This is a genomic window from Candidatus Methylomirabilota bacterium (assembly GCA_035315345.1).
Classification (GTDB): domain Bacteria; phylum Methylomirabilota; class Methylomirabilia; order Rokubacteriales; family CSP1-6; genus CAMLFJ01.
This window is the reverse complement of record DATFYA010000016.1, coordinates 39,809-61,500: the sequence shown is the minus strand read 5'-3', so window position 1 is coordinate 61,500 and position 21,692 is coordinate 39,809. Positions and strand designations below refer to the sequence as shown.

Sequence of the window (21,692 nt, the reverse complement as noted above, 5' to 3'; positions counted from 1 at the left end):
CCCGCATCGCCTACGACTTCCGGACTAATTTAGCCCTCTGGGGGGAAGGCAGCAGCACCTACGAATCTGTTGATCTGAGGATGCTCCCTCCACATCAAGCCTTCTGTCACAGTGCGGGACGGCTCGGGTGCGCTTGGCTGGGAAAGTCTTCGAGATTCCGCCACGCTCAGGGATGCTTCCCCGCCTTGAGCAGGCTCTGCAGCTCCTCGGCGGCCCAGCATTTGAGCGCGGACACCAGGGTGCGGTGCAGCGAGCCAGTGACGTACACGATCGTCTTGAGGTTGTCGGGGTCGTCGGTCTCGATCTGGAGCTCGCAGCACTTCGGTCCCGAACAGGTCGGAGTGAAGCGGATCAGGATCGGCAAGCACGAACCGGGTCGCACGGTCGCCGGGAACGGGTTGCTGACGATCTTGAAGGTCGCGCAGCATTGATCGCGGTCGTCCTTGTGGTGGTGGCCATGCCCGTGCTGCCCGTGATCGCCCTGGTCGTGGTGCGGCGGCTCGTGGCGGTGGTGGTGATCACAACCGCATCCACATACACACTCGCAGCCGCATCCGCAGCAGTCGCAGTCGTGGCAGCCGGGCTTCCACGGATCCGGCAGGAATGCGACCTTCAGCACGTGCAGGTCGCACTTGCCGACGTTGCAGATCGAGATGGTGCGCTCGGCGCGCCGGCCGAAATCGACCGGGCCGAAGTGCCCGGTGCCCGTAACCGTGAGCTTGCCGCTCGGCGTGAAACCCGAGACGAGGAGCGTCCGTGGCCCGCCCGGGTCGTCGCTGACGACGGTGAGCGTGGCCGACTTCGGTCCGAAGCTGGTCGGCTGGAAGCGGACCTGGACGTCGACGGAGTCTCCAGCCGCGACGACGAGCGGGTACACGTTGACCCCGGGTGGAATGAACTCCGGCGAGGACGAGGTGATGCTGGTCACGGTCAGCGCGCAGCCGCCGCTGTTGCTCAGCGTCAGCTCCTCATCCCTGAACGAGCCGACGCAAACCTCTCCGAACTCGCCGGCGTTCGCGATCGAAAGGGCGAGCCGCGGGGCGGGCGTGTTGCCGGTGACGCGGACGGTCTCCGGGCTGTTCGGGTCGTTGCTCGTGATCGTCAGCGTTGCCGACGCGGGGCCGAGGTGATTGGGCTGGAACCGGATCGGTAGCTCGACAGAGTCGCCCGCCGCCACGACGAGCGGGAAGAAGGAGACGCGGGGTGGGATGAAATCGGTCGAGGACGACGTCAGGCTGGTCACCCGCAGTGGACAGGGCCCGCGATTGTTGAGGACGAGCCCGCGATCCACGAACGAGCCGAGGCAGACGTCGCCGAAGCGTCCGCCGTCAGGGATGGCCACCTCGAGGGACGCGCGGCCGCCGGTTCCCGTAGCGGCGAGATCGACGATGGGCGCGCCCGGATCGTTGCTGATGATGCGGATCGTCGCGGTCTCGGGCGTCCCCGGAGTCGTCGGTGTGAACTGGACGGTGAAATCGATCTCCTCTCCGGCAGCTAGGACGACCGGCGTCCCGGGCGACGGCAGCACGCTTACCCCCGATGACCCCATGAGACGCTGGACGCTCGTGATCACGAGCTCCTTGGTGCCGACGTTGAAGATCTGAAGGGTGAGGTACTCCGGTCCGTCGCAGACGGTGCCGAAGCTGAGGCCGTTCTCGAGGTTGACGGCGATCGACGGCCAGTCCGGCCGGCGGAACTCGAAGACGCCGCGCCCGTACGTGGCGGCGCGCAGGATCCCGCCCTGGCGCGACAGCACCAGATCCGTCACCGGCGCGCGCGGGAGATGGATGTCGTCGAGGACCGTCCAGGTCGCGCCGTCGTCGACGGAGCGCAGCACGCCGAGATCGGTTCCGACGTAGATGCTCGTCGGCGTGTCGGTGCCGTCGAGGGCCAGCCCGCCGAACGGGACGTCGAGGACCGGAGAGATATCCTGCCAGGCCGTGCCGGCGACGGTCGTGCGGAAGACGTGCCCGGTCTGCCCGGGCCCCCCATTGAACCCGCCGAGCACTGCGTAGATCACGGAAGGGTCGTTGGGGTCGAACTCGACGCGCTGGACGCTGCGGTTCGGAAGGTTCCGCGTGATGTTTGTGAAGGTCACGCCGGTGGGTGGCCCCACCGTGGTCGCGAGCGCGTTCGTGGTCAGGAACACCTGGGTGCCGGAGGCGACTACGACGTTGTTGCCGTTGGAAAGCGCGACCGCCGGGTTGCCGGGAACGACACCGATGTTGCGCCAGGTGCCGCCGCCATTCTGGCTCTGCCACAGGTTCTGGTTGCCGCTCGCGTAAACGATGCCCGCCGCGCTCGGGTCGCAGGCGATCGATGCCAGGTAGCAGCCCTGATCGGTCGCAGTGCCCCACGGCGTGATGTCCTGAGCCGATGGAACGGTTGGAGGGAAGTCCGTCCCGTCCGCGGTGGAAACGAACACCCGGGTGCACGGATTCGGCCAGAATCCGCTCGTCCCGTACAGGCGGCCGGCCGTCACCCCGTCGTACGCCGCGTCCCAGCCATCGCCGCCCTGCGAAGTTTGCCAGCCGGGGCTCGCCACTCCGGACGTTGTCTGCAGTCCGTTATCCTGCAGGGCGCCGACCGTGACGCTGGCGGTGGCATCGGGTCGCACCGTGATGTTGTAGAACAGGCCGGTCTGAAGACCGCCGCCATTGCGCGACGTCCAGGTCGCTCCGTTGTCGGTCGAACGATAGATGCCGCCGTCGTTGCCGCAGTAGACCACCGACGGGGTGGGGCTCGGTTGCGGGAAGAACGCCCAGGCGTGCGTGTCCGCGTGCAGGCCGGTGAGCCCGGTGAAGTTGGCGCCGGAGTCGTTGGAACGGCCCTGGCCGACACAGCCGACGTAGACGGTGTCATTGGCCCCGTTTCCGGGCGACGCGGGGTCTACCGCGATGTGGAAGCTGTAGCCACCTTGCGTGTTGGTCGGCATACCCGCCGCGCCGCGCTGCGCCCAGTTCGCTCCCTGATCGGTGCTGAGGAACAGTCCGACCGGATCAGGTGCCCCGCCCTGTCCGGACAGCGCGACGTAGATAACCTGGATGCCGGCGGCGTTCGGCGGCGACGTGGGCGGCGCCAGGTCGACGACGACCTTGCTGAACGCTGCGCCGGGCGCGCCGCCGAGTGCCGCCACCACCTGCGGCGTGGCCGGACCGAGGATCTGCAGCCAGTTCTGTCCACCGTCGGTGGATTGGAAGAGCCCGCGATTGGTGATACCCGCGTAGAGGATCCGGGCGCTGGCCGGGGAGCTGCGGTCGAGAACGAGCGAGCGCGCGTCGCCGTTGCTGCCGACGCCCAGCGTCCAGTTCTGCCCGCTGTCGGTGGATCGAAAGACGCCGCTCGACGAGCTCAGGTAGAGCGTCTGCGAGTTCGCCGGATCGACGATGATGACGTTGATGTTCTGGTTGACGAACTGGGTCGCGTTGCCGACGTTGCCGGCCGGATAGCCGGAGCCGAGCCGGATGCTGCTGGCGCCGCCGTCGGTCGACTTATAGAGTCCCGCTTGGGCCTGCGGAGTGACCCGGCTGCTCGTCCCCACATAGATGATGCTCGTGTCGTTGGGGTCGATCGCGATGCCGGCCGGCTCGCCGATGCCGAGCGCGATCTGCCGGTCGAAGATGGGCGTCCAGGCTGCGCCTCCGTCGAGCGTGCGCCACACGCCGCCGCCGGCCGTGCCCTGGTAGATGATGTTGCCATTGTTGGGGTTGATCGCGATGGCCGAGGTCAGGCCATTGTCCTGCCGGCCGCCCTGGGTGATCGGGCTCGGTCCGATAGCCGTCCAGACCGTTCCCGTGAGAGTTATGGCCGTCTCTCCTTGTCGGCGCCGCCATCCTGCGCGCCGCCTTCTTCCTCGGGCGGGTTCTTCGAGTTCTCGGGTTTGATTTCGGAGGCGGGCGTGCTGACCGCCCCCGGCAACTTATGCCACTGCTCGAGCGCACGGGCGTAGGCGTCGGAAGTTGCCGTGGCGCCGCCACCGAGGCGACGCTCGACGTACTCGCGATGGATCTTGACTGGGTCTGCGTCCGGGTTGCCCGGCGGTGATGGCTTTTGCTTGCCGTCGTCCTCGCGAGGCTTCTCGTCGCCCTTCCGGGACTCCTCGTCGCCCTTCCTTACTCTCGGCATGGGGTCCTCCAATCTACCCGGCGACCGCGACCGCTTTCGTCTCAGCTAACGCGCGGGTCCGTCGCCCTCTCAGGACCGCAAGCGCCATGCCCGGCGGCGCCAGAACGCGGCCAGCACGGCAGTCAGGCTGGCGGCGACGAAGACCTGAGCGGCATCGATCACCAGATAGACCCAACTGACGGCCAGCTCTCCGCTCACGAAACTGGCGACCGCCCCGAAGACGAGGCTGGACGCGGCGACTATCAGAATGCGCAGCCGGGTGGACGTGATGTGATGAATTGCCAAGCCGACGACGACGCCAGCGAGCACCGGGAAGACCTCATCCATGTCCATACCTCCCTGGTGTGGTCGCGAAGAAACCTTGTGAGAAATGGCTACGCCCTGGGCGAGGTCTTGTCAAGACCGTAGCTCTGGTCAACCCCGTTGGTCGCGGGCTCGAGACGCCGACGCACCGGACGCGATCCCGGCGCCGACGCCGAGCGCGACGGCGGCCTGCGCGGCCGGGCTCCTATTGTCCTTAATGAGCAGGAAGCACAACTACAGATGGTGCCGACTGCGTCGGGCGGCTGCTCTGGGCCTGCGCCGCCCGCCGCCGGCGCCGCGGCGCGCCAAGCCGATCCGGGCGGTACTCGCCAGTTGACAGCGGAAGGGACGCACCCCAGGAAAGCGCTCGGTGTCTGGGGAGTAGCTCTGAAGCTGACGTGTCCTCGCGCCAATTTCAGTTGGACTGATCTCAAGTCGGTCATCTTTGAGCCAGATCCGGACTCTGTAGCTTCAACGCGCGGGATTGAACTTGCGAATAACCTTGAATTCTTGACTTACTCGTCCACGCCAACATCGCTGATGGTGCTGCGCGAGCGCTTCGCCAAAACTGGTTTCCGGGAACTCCAGGGCAAGCTCGACGTTCGAATGCTCGACCGCCTGGAGCGCGCGGGCCAGAGCCTTCACCAGGGCTGGCTCGCGGTGGCGGGCCTCAGCCTGGTCCTGGGGTCATGTGGGTGGAGCTGACCTCGCCCAGGGCAGCAGCCTTCTCGCTCAGGGTGAGCGTGGGCCCCGTGACGAGCACGTCGTACAGCAGAGCGGCGAGGGTGTTGCGTTGGGTTTGGGTCGTCATGATACTTGGCTCTCCTGCCCCTCAATTGGCGCTATGATGCGGGAACCAAAGTATCCGATCGGCGGGGCCATCCGCATGCAGCCACGCTGATCACAGGAGCGACCATGCACCCCACGATCTTCTTCGATCCCGTCTTCACGGTCAGCGTGATGGCGGGCTGGATCCTCACCATTGCCGGCGCGGTCCTCCTGCTCCTGGGCGCCGTGTGGTTCTCGCTGGCCGGCGAGTGGCGTCAGGGGGCCGCGCGGCCGCCCTCCTCGTTCCGCGCCCTCATCGGCCTCGGATTCGTCTTCTGGCTGGGCGGGCTGCTGTGGCAGTTCATCGGCTACTTCACGACCGGCTCGGTTACCTGGTGAGGCAGTCGCGCACCTTCGCCAGCATCTCGTCGGGGCTGAAGGGCTTCTCCAGCCAGCCGTTCCAGCCTTTCTCACCCCCGGCGCGGCGGTCGACGCTCTCCGGATAGCCCGACATGCAGAGCACGCGCAGCGCGGGCCGGCGCGCTCGCAGCCGGCGGGCCAGCTCGGGGCCGGTCATGCCGGGCATCAGCACGTCGGTGACCAGCAGGTCGATCGCGACGGTGTGCGCCTCGCCGATCTCGAGCGCGCGCGCGGCGCTCGGCGCCTCCAGGACCGCGTAGCCGCCCATCTCGAGGACGTCGCGGACGAACGCGCGCACCTCGTCTTCGTCTTCCACGATCAGGACGGTGGCGGGCGACGCGGGATCAGCCACGGGGGGCCGGGGCGCGAGGGCGGGATCGAGCTACGTCGGGTCAGCCGTCGACCGTGAGGATCCCGCGCCCCACCGCGTAGCGCACGAGATCGCTCTGTCCGCGCAGCCCGAGCTTGCGCATGAAATTCGCGCGGTGGACCTCCACCGTGCGCGGGCTGATGTTGAGGCGGGCGCCGATCTGCCCGCTGGTCTGCCCTTCCGCGGCCAGGTGGAGCACCTCGCGCTCGCGCTGGGTGAGCGTGCGGTAGAGATCGAGACCGGTGGGCACCGCGCGCTTCGAGTACGCTTCCACCATCTCCTCGGACAGCGGCGGGCTCAGGTGCCGGGCGCCCTCCGCGACGGCCCGGATCGCCCGGACCAGCTCGGCCGCGCTCGAGCCCTTCAGCACGTAGCCGGCGGCCCCGCTCTGCATCGCCTCCACCACGTAGGCGGGATTGGCGTGCATGGACAGCACCAGGGCCCGCGTGTGCGGGGAGACGCGCAGGACCCGGCGCACGATGTCGGGGGCATTGAGCCCGGGCATCACGAAGTCGAGCACGAGCACGTCCGGCTTCACGCGCTCCACCAGGTCCGCAACCTCGAGGCCGCTCGCCGACTCGCCGACCACCGTGAAGTCGGGCTCGGCGGTGAGCAGGGCCCGCAGCCCCTGCCGCACCACGTGGTGGTCCTCGGCCAGCACGATGCTGATCGTCTTCACTCGGCGCTCCGTCGCAGCGAGCCGTGCAGCGGCACCTCCGCGGTGAGCCGCACCCCGCGGCCGGGCCGGGTCTCGACGGTGAGATGTCCGTTCAGCAGCGCGGCGCGCTCGCGGAGGCCGGCGAGCCCGCCGGTTCGCCCCGCGCTCACCGTCTCCGGATCGAAGCCGGCGCCGTGGTCCTCCACCTGCACGCCCAGCACGTCGTCGGTGGCCCACAGACGCACCGTCACCTCTTCCACGCGGCCGTGGCGGGCGACGTTGGTCAGAGCCTCCTGCACGATGCGGTACACCGCGGTCTCGGTCTCGGCGGCGAAGCGCCGGTCGAGGCCGCTGTGCTCGAGGTGCACCCGCATCTTGGTCTGGCTCGTGTAGCGCTCGACGTGACCGAGCAGGGCTGGCAGCAGCCCCAGGTCGTCCAGGATGCTCGGCCGGAGGTCGAGCGACAGCGCGCGGATGCGGTCGAGCAGCTCGGCCACCAGGCTCTGGGCCAGGGCCAGGCGCTCGGCCACCACCGGCGACGGCGGCTCCGGCACCTCGAGGGTGAGCCGGAGGCCGGTCAGGAGCTGGCCGATCTCGTCGTGGAGCTCGCGGGCCAGGTGACGGCGCTCCGCCTCCTGCACCTCCATCAGGCGGCCCGAGAGACCCTGGAGCCGGCTGAAGAGGGTGGCGTTCTGGATCGCGATCGCCGCGTGGTCGGCGAGGCGGATCAGGACCGCCTCGTCGCGCTCGGTGAAGACGCGCGCGGAGCGGTTCGACACGTAGAGCAGCCCCTCGACCTGGCCGGTGATCCAGATCGGCACGACCAGGGTGGCGATCACGCCTTCCCGCTCCACCGCGTCGGAGTACGCGTCGCGCACGCGGGGATCCCCGAGCCGGTCCGAGGTCTGGAACGGACGGCCGGTGGCCCACGCGATCCCGCCCGCGCCCCGGCCGCGCTGGATGCGCGGATGCTCGGCCCCCCCGCTCGTGAAGCCGACCCCGAAGCGCGCGAACATGGTGTCGGACTCGGGATCGCGCAGCAGGATGTGGGCGAGGTCGCTGCCGCACAGCTCGCGGGCCGCCGCGGCCACGTGGCGCAGGACGGATTCGAGATCGAGGGTCGCGCTGATGGTGCGCACCAGCCCGGCGAGCGTGTCGGACTCGGCTCGTCTCCGCTCCGCGTCGGTGTAGAGGCGCGCGTTCTCCAGCGCCACCGCGGCCTGATCGGCGAAGGCCTGGGCGAGCCGGGCGTCCTCGGCGGTGAAGGCCCGGCCGTCTCCGTCGAAGAGGGCGAGCGCTCCGATCACCTGCGCCTTCACGGTGAGCGGGACCGCGAGCACCGCGCGGATCGGGGAGCCCTCGAGGACCGCGCGGGCCTCGGGCGCGAGGGTCAACCGCGGGTCACTCAGCACATCGCGCGACACCACCGCGCGCCGCTCGGCCACCGCGAGGCCGACCGCGCCGGTGCCGGCGGGGTGACGAAGCGGGCGATCGAGACGCGGCCACTGGCCGGAGCGCGCCGTCTCCTCGAGCGCCCCGGTGGCAGGCGCCACCCGGTAGACGAAGGCCGACATCACGCCCAGCAGCTCGCGCACCGAATCCACCACCCGCTGCGCCACCACCACCGGGTGCAGCGACTGGGCCAGGGTCTGGCTCACTCGCCCCAGGGCCACGGTCTCCCGCCGCCGCGCCTCCGCCTCCTGCAGCAGGCGCGCGTTCTCGAGGGCGACCGCGGCCTGGTCCGCGAAGGTCTCAGCCAGCCGCAGATCCTCGTCGGGGTAGACGCGTCCCAGCACGTCGCACACCGAGAAGCCGCCCACCACCTGCCCCTTCACCACCAGCGGCAGCGACAGCGTCGCCGGGCAGCGGGCCTGCGCCACGCGCATCACCGGCGTCGAGTCCACACGCGGATCGGCGAGGGCGTCCGGCGTGATCACCGGCTGGCGCCGGGTGACCGCCAGCCCGACCACCCCGCGCCCCGACGGAAGCACGGTGCCGGGGGCGAGAAACCGCACCAACTCGCCGGCGCGTCCGATCACCTCGAGATCGCCCGATCCCGGCACCAGCCGGAACAGGGCCGCGCCCCGCACCCGCATGGCCCGGAGCATGACGTCGGCGATGCGCTGGCCGAGGGCAGCCACGTCGAACGTCTCGGAGAGGAAGCGCCATACCTCGGCGAGCGCCTCCGCGGTGAGCCGGCGCGCCTCGCTCTCTGCGAAGAGCCGCGCGTTGCCGATGGCCACCGCGGCGTGGCTGGCGAGCAGATCGACGATCTCGCGCTCCTCCTCGGTCGGCTCGGCCGCGTCGGCGAGGGCCACGCTCAGCACGCCCATCAGGTCGTCGCCCGCGCTGATCGGCACCCCGTAGTAGACCTTCAGCCCGTGGTCCTCGCGCCACATCGCGGAGAAGAGGCGCGGGTCGCCGATGGCATCGGCCAGCAGCATGGGCTGGTTGCTCTGGGCTACCGCGTGCGTCATGCCGTGGCCGAAGGGAATCACGTCAGCGAGCCCGTGGTGATCGTCGCCCCCCATGGCGGCGAGCCGGTAGCCCCCCTGCTCCGCGTCCACCAGGCGCACCGCGCAGAACACGCCCGGACGCAGCGACGTGACGGCCTCGACCACCTGATGGAGCACCCGATCGAGATCGAGGGTGCTGGCGACGGAGCGGGCGAGGCTCGCCACCTGACGGAGGCGGGCGAGCGAGACATCCGGCATGACGCGGAAACCCCCTTACCGAGCCGAGGCGGCGGGGCTCAGGCCTGCGACGTTAGCGACCGGATGCGACGGTGTCAAGGCGGGGGAACCGGTCGAGACGCAGGTCGGAGAGGTCGTCGGCGCACCGGCCGTCCAGCAGCAGCGAGGCCACCACCTCGCCGACCGCGGGCGAGTGCTGGAAACCGTGGCCGCAGAACCCGACGGCCAGGAACAGGCCCTCGACGCCGGGGGCCCAGTCGAGGATCGCGCGGCCGTCCGGGGTGAGCGGACGCAGACCGGCCCACGCGTGGCGCACCTGGGCGCCCTCGAGGGCGGGAATGCGGCGCACCGCCTTCTCCACCGCCGTCTCGAGCACGCTCCAGTCCACCTGCGCTTCGTAGGCGGTCGCGCTGCCGATGTCGCCGGGGCTCATCAGCACCGCGCCCTGCTCGCTCCGGCAGTAGAAGCCGCTGCCGCAGTCGGTGACCAGGGGCAACGGATGGCGAACGCCGTCGAACGCGTCGGTGACGAAGATGTGGCGGCGCCGCGGATCCACCGGCAGGTCGAGGCCGGCCATGCGCCCGACCAGCGGAGCCCAGGGCCCGGCCGCGTTGACAACCAGAGGCGTGGCGATCGCGCCGGTCGGCGTCTCCACCCCGACCACGCGTCCGCCCTCGAGGCGGATGCCGGTGACCGGCGTCTCCTCCACGATGCGCACCCCGAGGGCGCGCGCCCGGGCCGCGTAGGCCTGCACCACGTCGTTGGGCGAGGCGTAGCCGTCGGTCGGCCCCCACACCGCGGCGAGCGCGTCGTCCACGTTGAGCGAGGGCACGAGAGCGCGGGCGTCGTCCGGCGCGATCACCCGCACGTCGGCGCCCAGGCTCCGCTGGAGCGCGACGCTGGCGCGGAACCGGGCGAGGGTCGGCTCGTCGGTGACCACGAAGAGGTAACCCTCCTGGTGGAAATCGCACGGCACCCCCATCTCGTCCTCGAAGCGCTTGAAGAACGCGATGCCGCGCTGGGAGAACTCGATCTCGACGCGGGTGGAGAATTGCACGCGGATGCCGCCGGCCGCCTTGCTGGTGGAGCCCGCGCCCACCGTGTCGCGCTCGAGCACGACCACGTCGCGCGCGCCGCGCCGGCCGAGCTGGTAGGCGATGCTGGCGCCGATGGCGCCGGCCCCGATGACCACGACGCCGGCGGTGCGCGGGAGCGAATCGCTCACGTCGGGATCAGTAGAGGGTCCGGCGCAGGCCCTCCTGCTGCGCGCGCTCGTAGTCCTCGACGCAGGCGTGGCCGGCCGGCTTGGCCTCGATCTGGTCCCACAGCATGCGCGCCATCGAGGGCAGCGCGCTCACGTCCGGCCAGCGCTCCCGCTCCCACAGGCCGGAGCGCTTGAAGGCCTTCGCGCAGTGGAGGAAGCACTCCTCGACTTCCACTCCGATCGCCACCTTCGGCCGCTTGCCCTGCACCGCGAGCCGATCCAGGATCTCCCCGTCGCGCACGATGCAGGCGCGTCCATTGACCCGAAGCGTGTCCTCGCGGCCCGGGATCAGGAAGATCATCCCCACGTGAGGGTTCTCCACGATGTTGGTGAAGCCGTCGATGCGGTTGTTGCCCGGCCGGTCCGGGATCACCAGGTGATGGTCGTCGAGCACCTGCACGAAGCCGGGAGCGTCACCCTTGGGCGACACGTCGCAGCGTCCCGCCGCGCCCGACGTCGCGAGGAGCACGAACGGCGCCCTCGCGATGAAGGCGCGGCAGTGCTGGTCGAGGCTCGCCCGCTCCTTCAGCCGGGCCCGCTCCATGGGCGCCCCGAAGATGGCGCGCAGCTCCTCGCGACTCGTCACCGTGTCCTTGAACATGTCCGTTCTCCCGGCGCAATCCGGCTCATCCGCGGGTCAGCGGCTTGTAGCGGATGCGATGCGGCGTGTCGGCGGCCGCGCCCAGGCGCTTGCGGCGATCGGCCTCGTAGTCCTCGTAGTTGCCCTCGAACCACACCACGCGGCTGTCGCCCTCGAAGGCGAGCATGTGGGTGGCCACCCGGTTCAGGAACCAGCGGTCGTGGCTGATCACCACCGCGCAGCCCGCGAACGACAGCAACGCGTCCTCGAGCGCGCGCAGCGTATCGACGTCCAGATCGTTGGTGGGCTCGTCGAGCAGCAGCAGGTTGCCGCCGCTCTTGAGCATGGTGGCGAGGTGCACGCGGTTGCGCTCGCCGCCCGAGAGATCGCCCACCCGCTTCTGCTGGTCGGCGCCCTTGAAGTTGAACGAGGCCACGTAGGCGCGGGAGGCGATCTGGCGCGAGCCCAGCTGTAGCTGCTCGGCTCCGCCCGAGATCTCCTCCCACACGTTCTTGGCCGGATCGAGCGTGTCGCGGCTCTGGTCCACGTAGGCCAGGCGGACACTCTCGCCCACCTGCAGCGAGCCCCGCTCCGGCTTCTCCTGGCCGGTGATCATGCGGAACAGGGTGGTCTTGCCCGCGCCGTTCGGGCCGATCACCCCGACGATGCCGCCGCGGGGCAGGCTGAACGAGAGGTCCTCGATCAGGAGCCGGTCGCCGTACCCCTTGGCCAGATGCTCGGCCTGCACCACGAGATCGCCCAGGCGCGGCGGCGTGGGGATGACGATCTCGGCCTGGCCCTCGCGGTCGCGCCCGCCCTCGGCCAGCAGCTCCTCGTAGGCCTGCAGACGGGATTTGGATTTGGCCTGCCGCGCGCGGGGGGACATGCGCACCCACTCCAGCTCGCGCTCGAGGGTGCGCTGCCGCGCGCTCTCCTGCTTCTCCTCGACGGCGAGACGCTGCTTCTTCTGGTCGAGCCACGAGGAGTAGTTACCTTCCCACGGGATGCCCGCGCCGCGGTCCAGCTCGAGGATCCAGCCCGCCACGTTGTCGAGGAAGTAGCGGTCGTGGGTGATCGCCACCACCGTGCCCGGGTATTCCTTGAGGAAGCGCTCGAGCCAGGCCACGCTCTCGGCGTCCAGGTGGTTCGTGGGCTCGTCGAGGAGGAGCAGGTCGGGCTTCTGCAGCAGCAGACGGCAGAGGGCCACGCGGCGCACCTCTCCGCCGGACAGGGTCGCCACGTCGGCGTCGCCGGGCGGGCAGCGCAGGGCGTCCATGGCGATCTCGACCGTGCGGTCGAGGTCCCAACCGTTGGCCGACTCGATCGCGTCCTGCACCCGGCCCTGCTCGGCCAGGACCTTGTCCATCTCGTCGGCGTCGAGCGGCTCGCCGAGGCGGGCGTTGATCTCGTCGAATCGGGTGAGGAGCGAGCGGACATCCGCCACGCCGTCCTCCACGTTGCCGCGCACATCCTTTGCGGCATCCAGGCGGGGCTCCTGGGGCAGGTAGCCGACCCGGACGCCGTCGGCGGGCCAGGCCTCGCCGAGGAAGTCCCGGTCGACCCCGGCCATGATCCGCAGCAGGCTGCTCTTGCCGGCCCCGTTGGCGCCGATGACCCCGATCTTGGCGCCCGGATAGAACGACAGCCAGATGCCCTTCAGGATTTCCCGCTTGGGCGGGACGATCTTCTTCAGGTCCTTCATCACGAAGATGAACTGATGAGCCATAGACCCGGAATTATACCGGCGAAGTCCAGTTGAGGATTGACAAAAGCAGGCCCCGCCCCTATAAGTACCATCCGTGACGCCGGCCGTGGGAGCCGACCTCCTGTCCGTCCGAAACATCTCCATGCGCTTCGGGGGAATCATCGCCCTGGACGACGTGTCGTTCGACATGGCGGCGGGCCACATCGTCGGGCTCATCGGCCCGAACGGGGCGGGAAAGACCACGCTGTTCAACTGCGTCAGCCGGCTCTACACCCCGAACAGCGGCGACCTGGTCTTCGAGGGACGGTCGATCATCAAGCACACGCCCGACCGCGTGGCCGCGCTCGGTATCGGCCGCACCTTCCAGAACCTCGCCTTGTTCCCATCCATGACCGTGCTGCAGAACGTGATGGTGGGCGTGCACGCACGCACCCGGAGCGATTTCTTGAGCAACGCGCTCGGCTTGCCCTGGGTGAGACGCGAGGAGCGCACGATGCGCGAGGCCGCGATGGAGGCCATTTCCTTTCTCGGCCTCGATGCGTTCGCGGGGCATCCCGCCGCCGGGCTTCCGTTCGGAACGCTCAAGCGGGTGGAGCTGGCGCGCGCGCTGGCCGGTGACCCCAAGCTGCTGCTGGTGGACGAGCCGGCCGGCGGCCTGAATCACGAGGAGGTCGCGAGGCTCGGCGAGATCCTCCGGTCGATCCGGGATCGGCGCGGCGTGACCGTCCTCCTCGTCGAGCATCACATGAGCCTGGTCATGCAGGTCTCCGACCGGGTGGTGGTGCTCGACTTCGGCCGGCGAATCGCGGACGGTCCGCCGGCGGCGGTCCAGCGTGATCCCGAGGTCATCCGAGCCTATCTGGGAAGCGAAATCTGATGCCGGCCCTGCTCGAGGCGCAAGACCTGGCGGCTCAGTACGGATGGACTCAGGTCCTCCACGGGCTGTCGTTCGCGGTGGAGGCGGGCGGCATCACCACGATCCTCGGCGCCAACGGAGCCGGCAAGACCACCACCTTGCGGGCGGTCTGCCGCATGGTGAAGACCAGCGGCCAGGTGCGCTTCGATGGCCAGCGGATCGACGGCAAGGCCACCGAGGAGATCGTGCGCCTGGGCATCGCCCACACGCCGGAGGGCCGCGGGACATTCGTGGACCTGACCGTGGAGGAGAACCTGCGCCTCGGGGCCTACGCGAGGCGGGAGAAGTCCGGCGTCCGTCAAGACTACGAGAAGGTGTTCGCGTATTTCCCGGTGCTGGCGCAGCGGCGCCGACAGCAAGCCGGCACGCTCTCCGGCGGCGAGCAGCAGATGCTCGCGGTGGCCCGGGCCCTCATGTCACGCCCTCGGCTGCTCCTGCTGGACGAGCCGTCGCTCGGGCTGGCGCCGCTGGTGGTCCGGGAAATCTTCCATATCGTGCGGACCGTCAACCAGCAAGAACGCGTGAGCGTCCTGCTCGTGGAGCAGAATGCCGCGATGGCACTCGACCTCGCCGATCACGCCTACCTCCTCGAGACCGGACGGGTCGTGATGTCGGGTCCCGCCGCCGAGCTGAAAAAGAACGATGCCATCCGCCGCTCCTATCTCGGATACTGAGGACCCCCGGCCAACCCATGAGCCCACGAACCTCGACCGCGACGACCAATCCGAGCCGACCGCAGACCCGACCGATCACGCGCCAAGAGCGGTGGGGGGGCTTGGGGGCGGAGCGGCGCTCGCTCCCCCCCAATTAAAATGGACATCCTGATCCAGCAGATCGTATCCGGCCTCGCGACCGGGGGCATCTACGCCAGCCTGGCCCTCGCCCTCGTGATGATCTATCAGGCCACCGACGTGGTGAACTTCGCCCAGGGCAACATGGCCATGTTCAGCACGTATCTGGCCTGGTCCCTCCTGCAGGCGGGCCTGCCCTACTGGGTGACCTTCGCGATCACCGTGGTGGTGGCCTTCGTGGGCGGCCTCCTGATCGAGCGGATCATCATCCGCCCGGTGGAGGGCGCGCCGATCCTCACCATCGTGATCGTCACGCTGGGCCTGCTCGTGATCTTCACCAGCGTGGCCGGCTGGATCTACTCGTACATCCAGAAGCCGTTCCCCAGCCCCTTCCCGGACAAGCCCATTCGGATCGGCCAGATCGTCTTCGGCGCGCACGATCTGGGCGCCATCGGCGTGACCCTCGTCATGCTGGTGCTGCTCTTCTTGTTCTTCCGCTTCACCACGCTCGGCCTGGCCATGCGCGCGGCCGCCCAGAACCCGGTCTCGAGCCGACTCTGCGGCATCCGGGTGAGCTGGATGCTCGGCCTCGGCTGGGGGCTGGCCGCCGCGTTCGGCGCGGTGGCGGGCATGATGGTGGCTCCGGTGGTGTTCCTCGATCCCAACATGATGGGCGGGATCCAGCTCTATGCCTTCGCCGCCGCGACGGTGGGCGGCTTCACGAGCCCGTTCGGCGCGGTCGTGGGCGGGCTCCTGGTGGGCGTCACCGAGAACCTGGTCGGAACCTACGTCTCCTTCATCGGCACCGAGCTCAAGCTGACGGTCGCTCTCGCCATGATCATCATCGTGCTGCTCGTCCGGCCGACCGGCCTCTTCGGCCGCACCATCGTGCGACGGGTCTAGCGATGGCCGCGGACTCCGGCACCGGGGCGGCCGCGAGGGCCGCGGAAGGCCGTCCGCAGTCGGCGGCCGCGCCGCGGTCGCGGGTGACTTCCCGCGCCATGCAGGTGACGGTTCTGCTCGTGGTGCTGGCGCTCGCGGCGGCGCTGCCGCTCTTCGTGAGCGGTTTCCGGCTGTTCCAGTTCACCCAGGTCCTGATCTACGCCATCGCGCTCCTCGGACTGAACCTGCTCACCGGTTACAACGGGCAGTTCTCCCTCGGTCACGGGGCCTTCTACGGGATCGGCGCCTACACCAGCGCCATCATGATCGATCGATGGGGCATCGGTTACGGGTGGACCATCCCCGCGGCGGGGATCGTGTGCCTGATCGTCGGCTTTCTGTTCGGCCGGCCCGCCCTGCGCCTCGAGGGCCTCTACCTGGCCCTGGCCACGTTCTCCCTGGCCCTGGCCGTCCCGCAGATCCTGAAGTACTTCGAGGAATGGACCGGCGGCTCCCAGGGCATCGTCCTCAGCAAGCCCAAGGCTCCGTTCCACCTGCGCCTCACCGAGGATCAGTGGCTCTATTTCCTGACCCTCGCGGTGACCATCGTGCTCTTCGTCCTGGCCGCGAACCTGCTCGGCGGTCGGACGGGACGGGCTCTCGTCGCCATCCGTGACAACCACATCGCGGCCGAAGCGATGGGGGTCAACAACGCGCTCTACAAGTCGGTCACCTTCGGGGTGAGCGCGGCCTACACCGGCGTCGCGGGCGCGCTCAGCGCCATCGTGATTGCCTTCGTCGCTCCCGACTCGTTCGACGTCTTCCTGTCGATCACGCTCCTGACCGGGATCGTCATCGGCGGCTTCGGCACGATCTCCGGCCCCATCTACGGGGCCCTCTTCATCCAGTTCGTTCCCAACTGGGCCCAGGACATCTCCAAGGCGGCGCCCTGGGCCATCTTCGGCGCATTCCTGATCGGTTTCATGTACGTGATGCCGCGAGGCATCGCCGGATTCCTGCAGATCCTGTGGATCCGGCTGACCAGGCCAGCGGTTTCAAAGGGCGAGGGCCGGTGACGCGGGCGGTCCTGGCCCGGCCTGGGTGTTCCACACTCAACCTGAACGGGAGGAGCTCATGAGTTTGCTGACGCGGTTCATCGCAGGTGTCCTGCTGGCTGGCCTGACGGCCCTGGTGCCCGCGGCTGCGGTCACGGCCCAGACGGTCGTCGGGGTCACCGCCACCGAGATCAAGATCGGCAACACCAATCCGTATAGCGGCAACGCCTCCGCCTACGGAACCATCGGCAAGACCATCGCCGCCTACTTCAAGAAGGTCAACGACGAGGGCGGAGTCAACGGCCGCAAGATCAACTTCATCAGCTACGACGACGGCTACAGCCCGCCCAAGACGGTGGAGATGATTCGCAAGCTGGTCGAGCAAGACCAGGTGGCGCTCCTCTTCCAGACCCTGGGCACGCCGCCGAACAGCGCCATCCACAAGTACGTGAACCAGCAGAAGGTGCCGCACCTCTTCGTGGCCACCGGCGCCACCAAGTGGAACGACCCGAAGAACTTCCCGTGGACGATGGGATACCAGCCCAACTACCAGACCGAGGGCCGGGTCTACGCGGCCTACGCGCTCAGCCACGTCAAGGACGCCAAGATCGGCATCCTGTACCAGAACGACGACTACGGGAAGGACTACCTGAAGGGCTTCGAGGACGGGCTCGGCGACGCCAAGAAGCAGATCGTGCTGAAGCAGACCTACGAGGTGACCGATCCCACCATCGACTCCCAGATCGTCAATCTCAAGAACAGCGGCGCCAACGTCTTCTTCAACATCACGATCCCGAAGTACGCGGTGCAGGCGATCAAGAAGGCCCACGAGATCGGGTGGAAGCCGCTGCACTTCCTCAACAACGTGTCGAGCTCGCTCGGTACGGTGCTGAAGCCGGCGGGACTCGACGCCTCCAAGGATCTGATCACCGCGCTGTACATGAAGGAAGTGACCGATCCCCAGTGGCGGAACGACAAGGGCTTCACCGACTGGGTGGCCTTCATGAAGAAGTACTATCCGGAAGGGGCGCTGGACGACCAGGCCAACGGCTTCGGCTACAACGTGGCGATCCTCATGACCCAGGTCCTGAAGCAGTGCGGGAACGACTTCTCCCGCGAGAACATCATGAAGCAGGCGGCGAGCGTGAAGAACTTCGAGCTGCCGCTGCTGTTGCCCGGCATCAAGGTCAATACGAGCCCGACCGACTTCGCGCCCATCGAGCAGGAGCAGCTCGCCAAGTTCGACGGTGAGAAGTGGGCGCTCTTCGGCGAGGTCATCGAGGCGGTTCGCAAGTAGACGCGCGAAACGCGGACGCGGAGCAAGAGAGCCGGCGGAGACCCCGCCGGCTCTCTTGTTTCAGGTGCACCCTTCGCGAGCGGACGGATTGCGCAGCGGGGCGCTGCGTGAGCGGGAGAACCGGCCTCGGCTGGGGCTACTGGCCCAGGTAGGGCGAGGACGTCGACGCGGGAGCGGAGGCGCTGGACCCCCGCGTGGAGTGGCCCGCGGCCGGGGCCATCGCGCCGTCGCAGCCCATCGGGCCGGCCGCCTGGCCACCCGGGCACACGAGGCTCCGACCCGAGCGCAGCTCGGCCGCCCGGCGACCGTCGGCGAACATCGGAGACGCCGCGCTCTGAAGCGCCGCATCGGCGGCGGTCGGCATCGGACCGACCGAGGCCATCGGCCCTGCGGTCGGCATCAGACCGACCGAGGCCATGGGCCCTTCGGTCGACATCGGCACCCCGCCCGCTCCAGCGTGACTCTCCGCGCCCATCGGGCCCTCCGCGATGGCCGACGCGCCGGGGACCGGCCGCGAGGGCCCGGCACAGCCCATCGGTCCGGAAGACTCCGGCTCGCGGCAGTTGTAGATGCCGTTCATCGAGGCGGCCCGATCCTTCTCGCGCGAGTTGGAGACGATCAGGTAGACGGTGATCATGGTGATCGCGCCGGCCGCGGAGGCCAGGGCCAGCGCGAGCTGCGGATCGAAGGCCTGGGCGGGAGCCGGCGCGGCCAGCGTGACAAGGCCGACGACGATCAGCATGACGGCCACCACGGGGACCCAGGAGGCGTGCCGCTCCATGCCCCCGAGTATAAGTCAGCGAGATTTTGGCCCGGGAGCGAATTCGGCTGCCGCGCTGCGTCTCGGTTCGCTAGAAGACCGCGATGGGATTGACCGGAGAGCCCGTCACGTTGTGTAGACGCAGGGGCGCGACGGTCAGCAGGAACTCCCAGCGGCCCAGGCGGGCCGCCACGCGGGCCAGGTCCTCGAGATTGGCGTTGTCGATGAGCCAGAGGCCCATCGCGACCAGGCAGACCACGTGGAAGGAGTTGCCCATCGACGGGTACGGCAACGGGTTCACGTCGTTGTGGGTGTCCGTGCCGATCATGGCCACGCCCCGGTCGCGCAGCCACGGGCAGCAGGCGGCGTGGAGCGCCGGGTTGCCGGCCTTGAGCGGATTCACCGGCCCTTCCGCGAGCCGCCGCCCGTAGTAGCCGGTGCGCACCAGGAGGATGTCGCCCGACTCCACCCGCACGCCCTGGGCCTCCTCGGCGGCTTCGAGGTCCTCGGGCATGACGCCGACTCCCGCCTCGAGCCACGGGACGCCGCGGGCCCGCGCCACGTCGAGCAGCACCCCGCGGCTCACCACGCCGTCGCGCAGCACCTCGACCGAGCTCACGGTGGCCCCTTCTCGCGAGGTCACCGTGTTGCAGGAGCGGCCGTTGTAGAGCTTGCCGTCCCAGAAGTAGTGCGCCGGCGCGTCCACGTGGGTGATCGTGTAGCCGTGGAACACCATGCCGATGAACTCGGCCGCCCCGCGCCGCTGCAGGGCGCGCTCGGCCGAGACGGTGTCGCGCCCTTCGCCCGAGTCCACCATGAAGCGCAGGGGCTGCACGGTGGTGTCGGCGGTGATCTCGGTGCTGATCGGACGCGCGCAGGACACGCTCTCGCCGTGGGTCACGAGGCGAGCCGCGGCCTGACGCTTGGCGGGGGTGATGAGGTTGATCGTGCCCAGCTCGTCCTCGCGGCCCCAGCGGCCCCAGTTGGAGAGCGTCGTCAGGTACTCGCGGACCTGAGCCTCCGACGGGACCGCCGGGCGAGCGGGCACGATGCAGCGGGCCGGGGCTACTTCTTCTCGCCCGAGTAGATCTTCATCACGGTGTCCAGGAACCGCAGCGCGTGATCGCGCGGCCGCTGGAACGAGTTGCGTCCGATGATCGAGCCGAAGCCGCCGCCGTCCCGGATGCCGCGGCACTCGTCGAAGATCGCCTCGTCGTTCTCCTTGGTGGCGCCGCCCGAGAAGATCACGATGCGCCGTCCGTCGAAGGAGGATTGCACCACGTGACGCACCCGCTCGCTCAGCGTGGCCATCGGGACCCTGGCCTTCTCGTAGGCCTTCTTGGCCTCGGCCTGCTCGATGTGCTCGGTGGGCGGCTTCACCTTGATGACGTGGGCACCCAGCTGGGCCGCGATCTGCGCGGCGTAGGCGACGACGTCGAGGCCGGTCTCCCCCGCCTTGCTCACGTCGGAGCCGCGCGGGTAGGACCACACCACCGCGGCGAGACCGTTGGCCTTGGCCTCCTGGATCATCTCGCGGCACTGCTGGTACATGATCTGGGCCTGCGAGGAGCCGGGGTAGATCGTGAAGCCCACCGCCACGCAGCCGAGCCGGAGCGCGTCCTTGACCGAGCCGGTCACCGCGGAGAGCGGATCCTTCTCGTCGTGGAGCACGTCGTGGTTGTTCATCTTGAGGATCAGCGGCACCTCGCCCGCGAACTCGGCCGCGCCCGCCTCCAGGAAGCCGAGCGGCGCCGCGTAGGCGTTGCAGCCGGCGTCGATGGCCAGGCGGAAATGATACGAAGGGTCGTAGCCGGCCGGGTTGACCGCGAAGCTACGGGCCGGGCCGTGCTCGAAGCCCTGGTCCACCGGCAGGATCACCAGCTTGCCGGTGCCGGCCAGGCGGCCGTGATTCAGGAGCCGGGCGATGTTGGTGCGGGTGCCGGGGCTGTCGCTGCCGTACCAGCTCAGGATCTCCTTCACTCGCGATTCCATGATAGCCGTCCTTTCCTGGGTCGGTGGTTACCGACGGTAGAACTCCTCGGCCATCGCGACGTCCTCGGGGCTGCCGAGGATGACGGCCGATCGCTGGTGATAGTCCGCCGCGACCAGGTCGAGCACGCGCTCGAGTCCGGTGGTCGCGCCGCCGCCCGCCTGCTCGACGATCATACCCATCGGGGCGACCTCGTAGAGCAGGCGCAGCTTGGCCTTGGGCTTCTGTGGATCGCTCCAGTCGGCCGGGTACATGAACAGCCCCCCGTCCAGGAGCGTGCGGTGCACGTCGGCCACCATCGCGCCCGAGTAGCGCAGCGAGTAGGGCCGGCCGCTCGCCTTGTCCTTCCCCTTCAGGTGCGCCACGAAGGCCTGCTGACCGGGATGCCACGTGTGCACGTTGCCCTCGTTGATCCCGTAGATCTTGCCGCGCCGAGGAATGCGAATGTCGGGATGGGTGAGGAAGAACTCGCCGGTCTCCGGGTTGAGCGTGAAGCCGTGGGTCCCCGTTCCCACCGTGTAGACCAGCGTGGTGGCAGGCCCGTACATGACGTAGCCCGCCGCGATCTGCTCGGAGCCGCGGCCGAGCGCGGCGGGCGCCGCCGGGGTCTTCCCACCGGACGGCCGCAACGAGAAGATCGTCCCCACCGCGCCATTGACGTCGAGGTTGGACGAGCCGTCGACGGGATCCGCGCAGACCACCAGGGCGTTGGGCCCGCCCGCCTCGCTCATCTCGATCGGATCGGGCGATTCCTCGGAGACCAGGGCCGCGCAGGCGCGTGTCTCGCGAAGCGCGGACGTCATGACGTCGTGGCCCCAGACGTCCAGCTTCTTGACCTGGTCGCCGGTGACGTTGGTCCCGCCGACGTAGCCGAGCCGGTCACGCAGGGCCGCGTGCGCCAGCTCCTGCGCGATGACCGCGGCCACGCGCCCGATGCGGCCGACGACGGTGGCGACCCCTGGGGCGTGCGAGGCGGGCAGCGAGGCGGACTGGCCGGCGAGGTGTTCCGATAGCGTCATCGGCGAATCGGCCATGGAATCCTCTCGTCGGTGATCGGATGGCGCCATGCACGAGCGCCTCATCGGATGCTAGACGATCGACCTTGCTCAGTCAAC

General features: G+C 69.2%; 21 protein-coding genes. 6 read left to right on the top strand and 15 right to left on the bottom strand.

Going from position 1 to position 21,692, the window contains the following annotated elements:
* Positions 1–166: 166 nt before the first annotated feature.
* The 5 genes from VKN16_02715 to VKN16_02695 form a co-directional block, all read right to left on the bottom strand.
* Complete coding sequence (locus tag VKN16_02715; protein HME93117.1) at positions 167–3,661, bottom strand: choice-of-anchor D domain-containing protein; 3,495 nt, start codon at positions 3,659–3,661, stop codon at positions 167–169.
* A 140-nt stretch (positions 3,662–3,801) separates the two neighbouring features.
* Entirely contained in the window at positions 3,802–4,125 is a 324-nt protein-coding gene (locus VKN16_02710; protein HME93116.1) for a hypothetical protein, read from the bottom strand.
* A 69-nt stretch (positions 4,126–4,194) separates the two neighbouring features.
* On the bottom strand, positions 4,195–4,452 hold the full coding sequence (locus tag VKN16_02705) for a hypothetical protein (protein HME93115.1): 258 nt from the start codon (positions 4,450–4,452) through the stop codon (positions 4,195–4,197).
* 447 nt (positions 4,453–4,899) lie between these two features.
* Positions 4,900–5,073, bottom strand: a complete 174-nt coding sequence (locus VKN16_02700; protein HME93114.1) for a hypothetical protein — start codon at positions 5,071–5,073, stop codon at positions 4,900–4,902.
* Positions 5,074–5,098: 25 nt separating this feature from the next.
* The gene (locus tag VKN16_02695; protein ID HME93113.1) at positions 5,099–5,239 is read right to left on the bottom strand and encodes a hypothetical protein; all 141 of its coding nucleotides are present in this window, start codon (positions 5,237–5,239) and stop codon (positions 5,099–5,101) included.
* A gap of 104 nt (positions 5,240–5,343) precedes the next feature.
* Here VKN16_02695 and VKN16_02690 point away from each other — a divergent pair, with 104 nt between their 5' ends.
* Entirely contained in the window at positions 5,344–5,595 is a 252-nt protein-coding gene (locus VKN16_02690) for a hypothetical protein (protein HME93112.1), read from the top strand.
* Here VKN16_02690 and VKN16_02685 read toward each other — a convergent pair.
* Genes VKN16_02685 through ettA form a run of 6 tightly spaced genes read right to left on the bottom strand, consistent with a single transcriptional unit; the run spans position 5,585 to position 12,907 of the window.
* Complete coding sequence (locus tag VKN16_02685) at positions 5,585–5,968, bottom strand: response regulator (protein ID HME93111.1); 384 nt, start codon at positions 5,966–5,968, stop codon at positions 5,585–5,587. The genes VKN16_02690 and VKN16_02685 overlap by 11 nt on opposite strands.
* A gap of 40 nt (positions 5,969–6,008) precedes the next feature.
* A complete protein-coding gene (locus tag VKN16_02680) occupies positions 6,009–6,665 on the bottom strand; it encodes a response regulator transcription factor (protein ID HME93110.1) in 657 nt (218 codons plus the stop codon).
* A complete protein-coding gene (locus tag VKN16_02675) occupies positions 6,662–9,358 on the bottom strand; it encodes a GAF domain-containing sensor histidine kinase (GenBank protein HME93109.1) in 2,697 nt (898 codons plus the stop codon). The genes VKN16_02680 and VKN16_02675 overlap by 4 nt, the downstream gene beginning before the upstream one ends.
* 52 nt (positions 9,359–9,410) lie before the next feature.
* Positions 9,411–10,562 (bottom strand): FAD-binding oxidoreductase, encoded by a 1,152-nt coding sequence (locus VKN16_02670; protein HME93108.1) that lies wholly within the window; start codon positions 10,560–10,562, stop codon positions 9,411–9,413.
* Positions 10,563–10,569: 7 nt separating this feature from the next.
* Positions 10,570–11,202 (bottom strand): pyridoxamine 5'-phosphate oxidase family protein, encoded by a 633-nt coding sequence (locus VKN16_02665; protein ID HME93107.1) that lies wholly within the window; start codon positions 11,200–11,202, stop codon positions 10,570–10,572.
* A gap of 25 nt (positions 11,203–11,227) precedes the next feature.
* Positions 11,228–12,907 carry an energy-dependent translational throttle protein EttA gene (gene ettA / locus VKN16_02660; protein ID HME93106.1) on the bottom strand — a complete coding sequence of 560 codons (1,680 nt, stop codon included), beginning with the start codon at positions 12,905–12,907 and terminating at the stop codon, positions 11,228–11,230.
* A gap of 121 nt (positions 12,908–13,028) precedes the next feature.
* Here ettA and VKN16_02655 point away from each other — a divergent pair, with 121 nt between their 5' ends.
* The 5 genes from VKN16_02655 (at position 13,029) to VKN16_02635 (ending at position 17,827) form a co-directional block, all read left to right on the top strand.
* Positions 13,029–13,763 carry an ABC transporter ATP-binding protein gene (locus VKN16_02655; GenBank protein ID HME93105.1) on the top strand — a complete coding sequence of 245 codons (735 nt, stop codon included), beginning with the start codon at positions 13,029–13,031 and terminating at the stop codon, positions 13,761–13,763.
* Positions 13,763–14,476 carry an ABC transporter ATP-binding protein gene (locus VKN16_02650; protein HME93104.1) on the top strand — a complete coding sequence of 238 codons (714 nt, stop codon included), beginning with the start codon at positions 13,763–13,765 and terminating at the stop codon, positions 14,474–14,476. The genes VKN16_02655 and VKN16_02650 overlap by 1 nt, the downstream gene beginning before the upstream one ends.
* 138 nt (positions 14,477–14,614) lie before the next feature.
* Positions 14,615–15,496 (top strand): branched-chain amino acid ABC transporter permease, encoded by an 882-nt coding sequence (locus VKN16_02645; protein HME93103.1) that lies wholly within the window; start codon positions 14,615–14,617, stop codon positions 15,494–15,496.
* Between the two features lie 98 nt (positions 15,497–15,594).
* Positions 15,595–16,551 carry a branched-chain amino acid ABC transporter permease gene (locus VKN16_02640; GenBank protein HME93102.1) on the top strand — a complete coding sequence of 319 codons (957 nt, stop codon included), beginning with the start codon at positions 15,595–15,597 and terminating at the stop codon, positions 16,549–16,551.
* Between the two features lie 58 nt (positions 16,552–16,609).
* Complete coding sequence (locus VKN16_02635) at positions 16,610–17,827, top strand: ABC transporter substrate-binding protein (GenBank protein ID HME93101.1); 1,218 nt, start codon at positions 16,610–16,612, stop codon at positions 17,825–17,827.
* 136 nt (positions 17,828–17,963) lie between these two features.
* Here VKN16_02635 and VKN16_02630 read toward each other — a convergent pair whose 3' ends face one another.
* The 4 genes from VKN16_02630 to VKN16_02615 all read right to left on the bottom strand — a co-directional run bounded on the left by VKN16_02630 (position 17,964) and on the right by VKN16_02615 (position 21,611).
* Positions 17,964–18,608, bottom strand: a complete 645-nt coding sequence (locus tag VKN16_02630; GenBank protein HME93100.1) for a hypothetical protein — start codon at positions 18,606–18,608, stop codon at positions 17,964–17,966.
* A 70-nt stretch (positions 18,609–18,678) separates the two neighbouring features.
* Entirely contained in the window at positions 18,679–19,635 is a 957-nt protein-coding gene (locus VKN16_02625; GenBank protein ID HME93099.1) for a cyclase family protein, read from the bottom strand.
* A gap of 17 nt (positions 19,636–19,652) precedes the next feature.
* Positions 19,653–20,579, bottom strand: a complete 927-nt coding sequence (locus VKN16_02620) for a class I fructose-bisphosphate aldolase (protein HME93098.1) — start codon at positions 20,577–20,579, stop codon at positions 19,653–19,655.
* Positions 20,580–20,606: 27 nt separating this feature from the next.
* Positions 20,607–21,611 (bottom strand): class 1 fructose-bisphosphatase, encoded by a 1,005-nt coding sequence (locus VKN16_02615; GenBank protein ID HME93097.1) that lies wholly within the window; start codon positions 21,609–21,611, stop codon positions 20,607–20,609.
* Between the last annotated feature and the right edge of the window lie 81 nt (positions 21,612–21,692).

What these genes read in the sequence shown, in the direction of transcription:
- VKN16_02615 (HME93097.1), bottom strand. Translation starts at nt 21,611, where the DNA reads ATGGCCGATTCGCCGATGACGCTATCGGAACACCTCGCCGGCCAGTCC.
- VKN16_02675 (HME93109.1), bottom strand. Translation starts at nt 9,358, where the DNA reads ATGCCGGATGTCTCGCTCGCCCGCCTCCGTCAGGTGGCGAGCCTCGCC.
- VKN16_02645 (HME93103.1), top strand. Translation starts at nt 14,615, where the DNA reads ATGGACATCCTGATCCAGCAGATCGTATCCGGCCTCGCGACCGGGGGC.
- VKN16_02630 (HME93100.1), bottom strand. Translation starts at nt 18,608, where the DNA reads ATGGAGCGGCACGCCTCCTGGGTCCCCGTGGTGGCCGTCATGCTGATC.
- ettA (HME93106.1), bottom strand. Translation starts at nt 12,907, where the DNA reads ATGGCTCATCAGTTCATCTTCGTGATGAAGGACCTGAAGAAGATCGTC.
- VKN16_02710 (HME93116.1), bottom strand. Translation starts at nt 4,125, where the DNA reads ATGCCGAGAGTAAGGAAGGGCGACGAGGAGTCCCGGAAGGGCGACGAG.
- VKN16_02655 (HME93105.1), top strand. Translation starts at nt 13,029, where the DNA reads ATGCGCTTCGGGGGAATCATCGCCCTGGACGACGTGTCGTTCGACATG.
- VKN16_02650 (HME93104.1), top strand. Translation starts at nt 13,763, where the DNA reads ATGCCGGCCCTGCTCGAGGCGCAAGACCTGGCGGCTCAGTACGGATGG.
- VKN16_02620 (HME93098.1), bottom strand. Translation starts at nt 20,579, where the DNA reads ATGGAATCGCGAGTGAAGGAGATCCTGAGCTGGTACGGCAGCGACAGC.
- VKN16_02705 (HME93115.1), bottom strand. Translation starts at nt 4,452, where the DNA reads ATGGATGAGGTCTTCCCGGTGCTCGCTGGCGTCGTCGTCGGCTTGGCA.
- VKN16_02695 (HME93113.1), bottom strand. Translation starts at nt 5,239, where the DNA reads ATGACGACCCAAACCCAACGCAACACCCTCGCCGCTCTGCTGTACGAC.
- VKN16_02690 (HME93112.1), top strand. Translation starts at nt 5,344, where the DNA reads ATGCACCCCACGATCTTCTTCGATCCCGTCTTCACGGTCAGCGTGATG.
- VKN16_02640 (HME93102.1), top strand. Translation starts at nt 15,595, where the DNA reads ATGCAGGTGACGGTTCTGCTCGTGGTGCTGGCGCTCGCGGCGGCGCTG.
- VKN16_02635 (HME93101.1), top strand. Translation starts at nt 16,610, where the DNA reads ATGAGTTTGCTGACGCGGTTCATCGCAGGTGTCCTGCTGGCTGGCCTG.
- VKN16_02665 (HME93107.1), bottom strand. Translation starts at nt 11,202, where the DNA reads ATGTTCAAGGACACGGTGACGAGTCGCGAGGAGCTGCGCGCCATCTTC.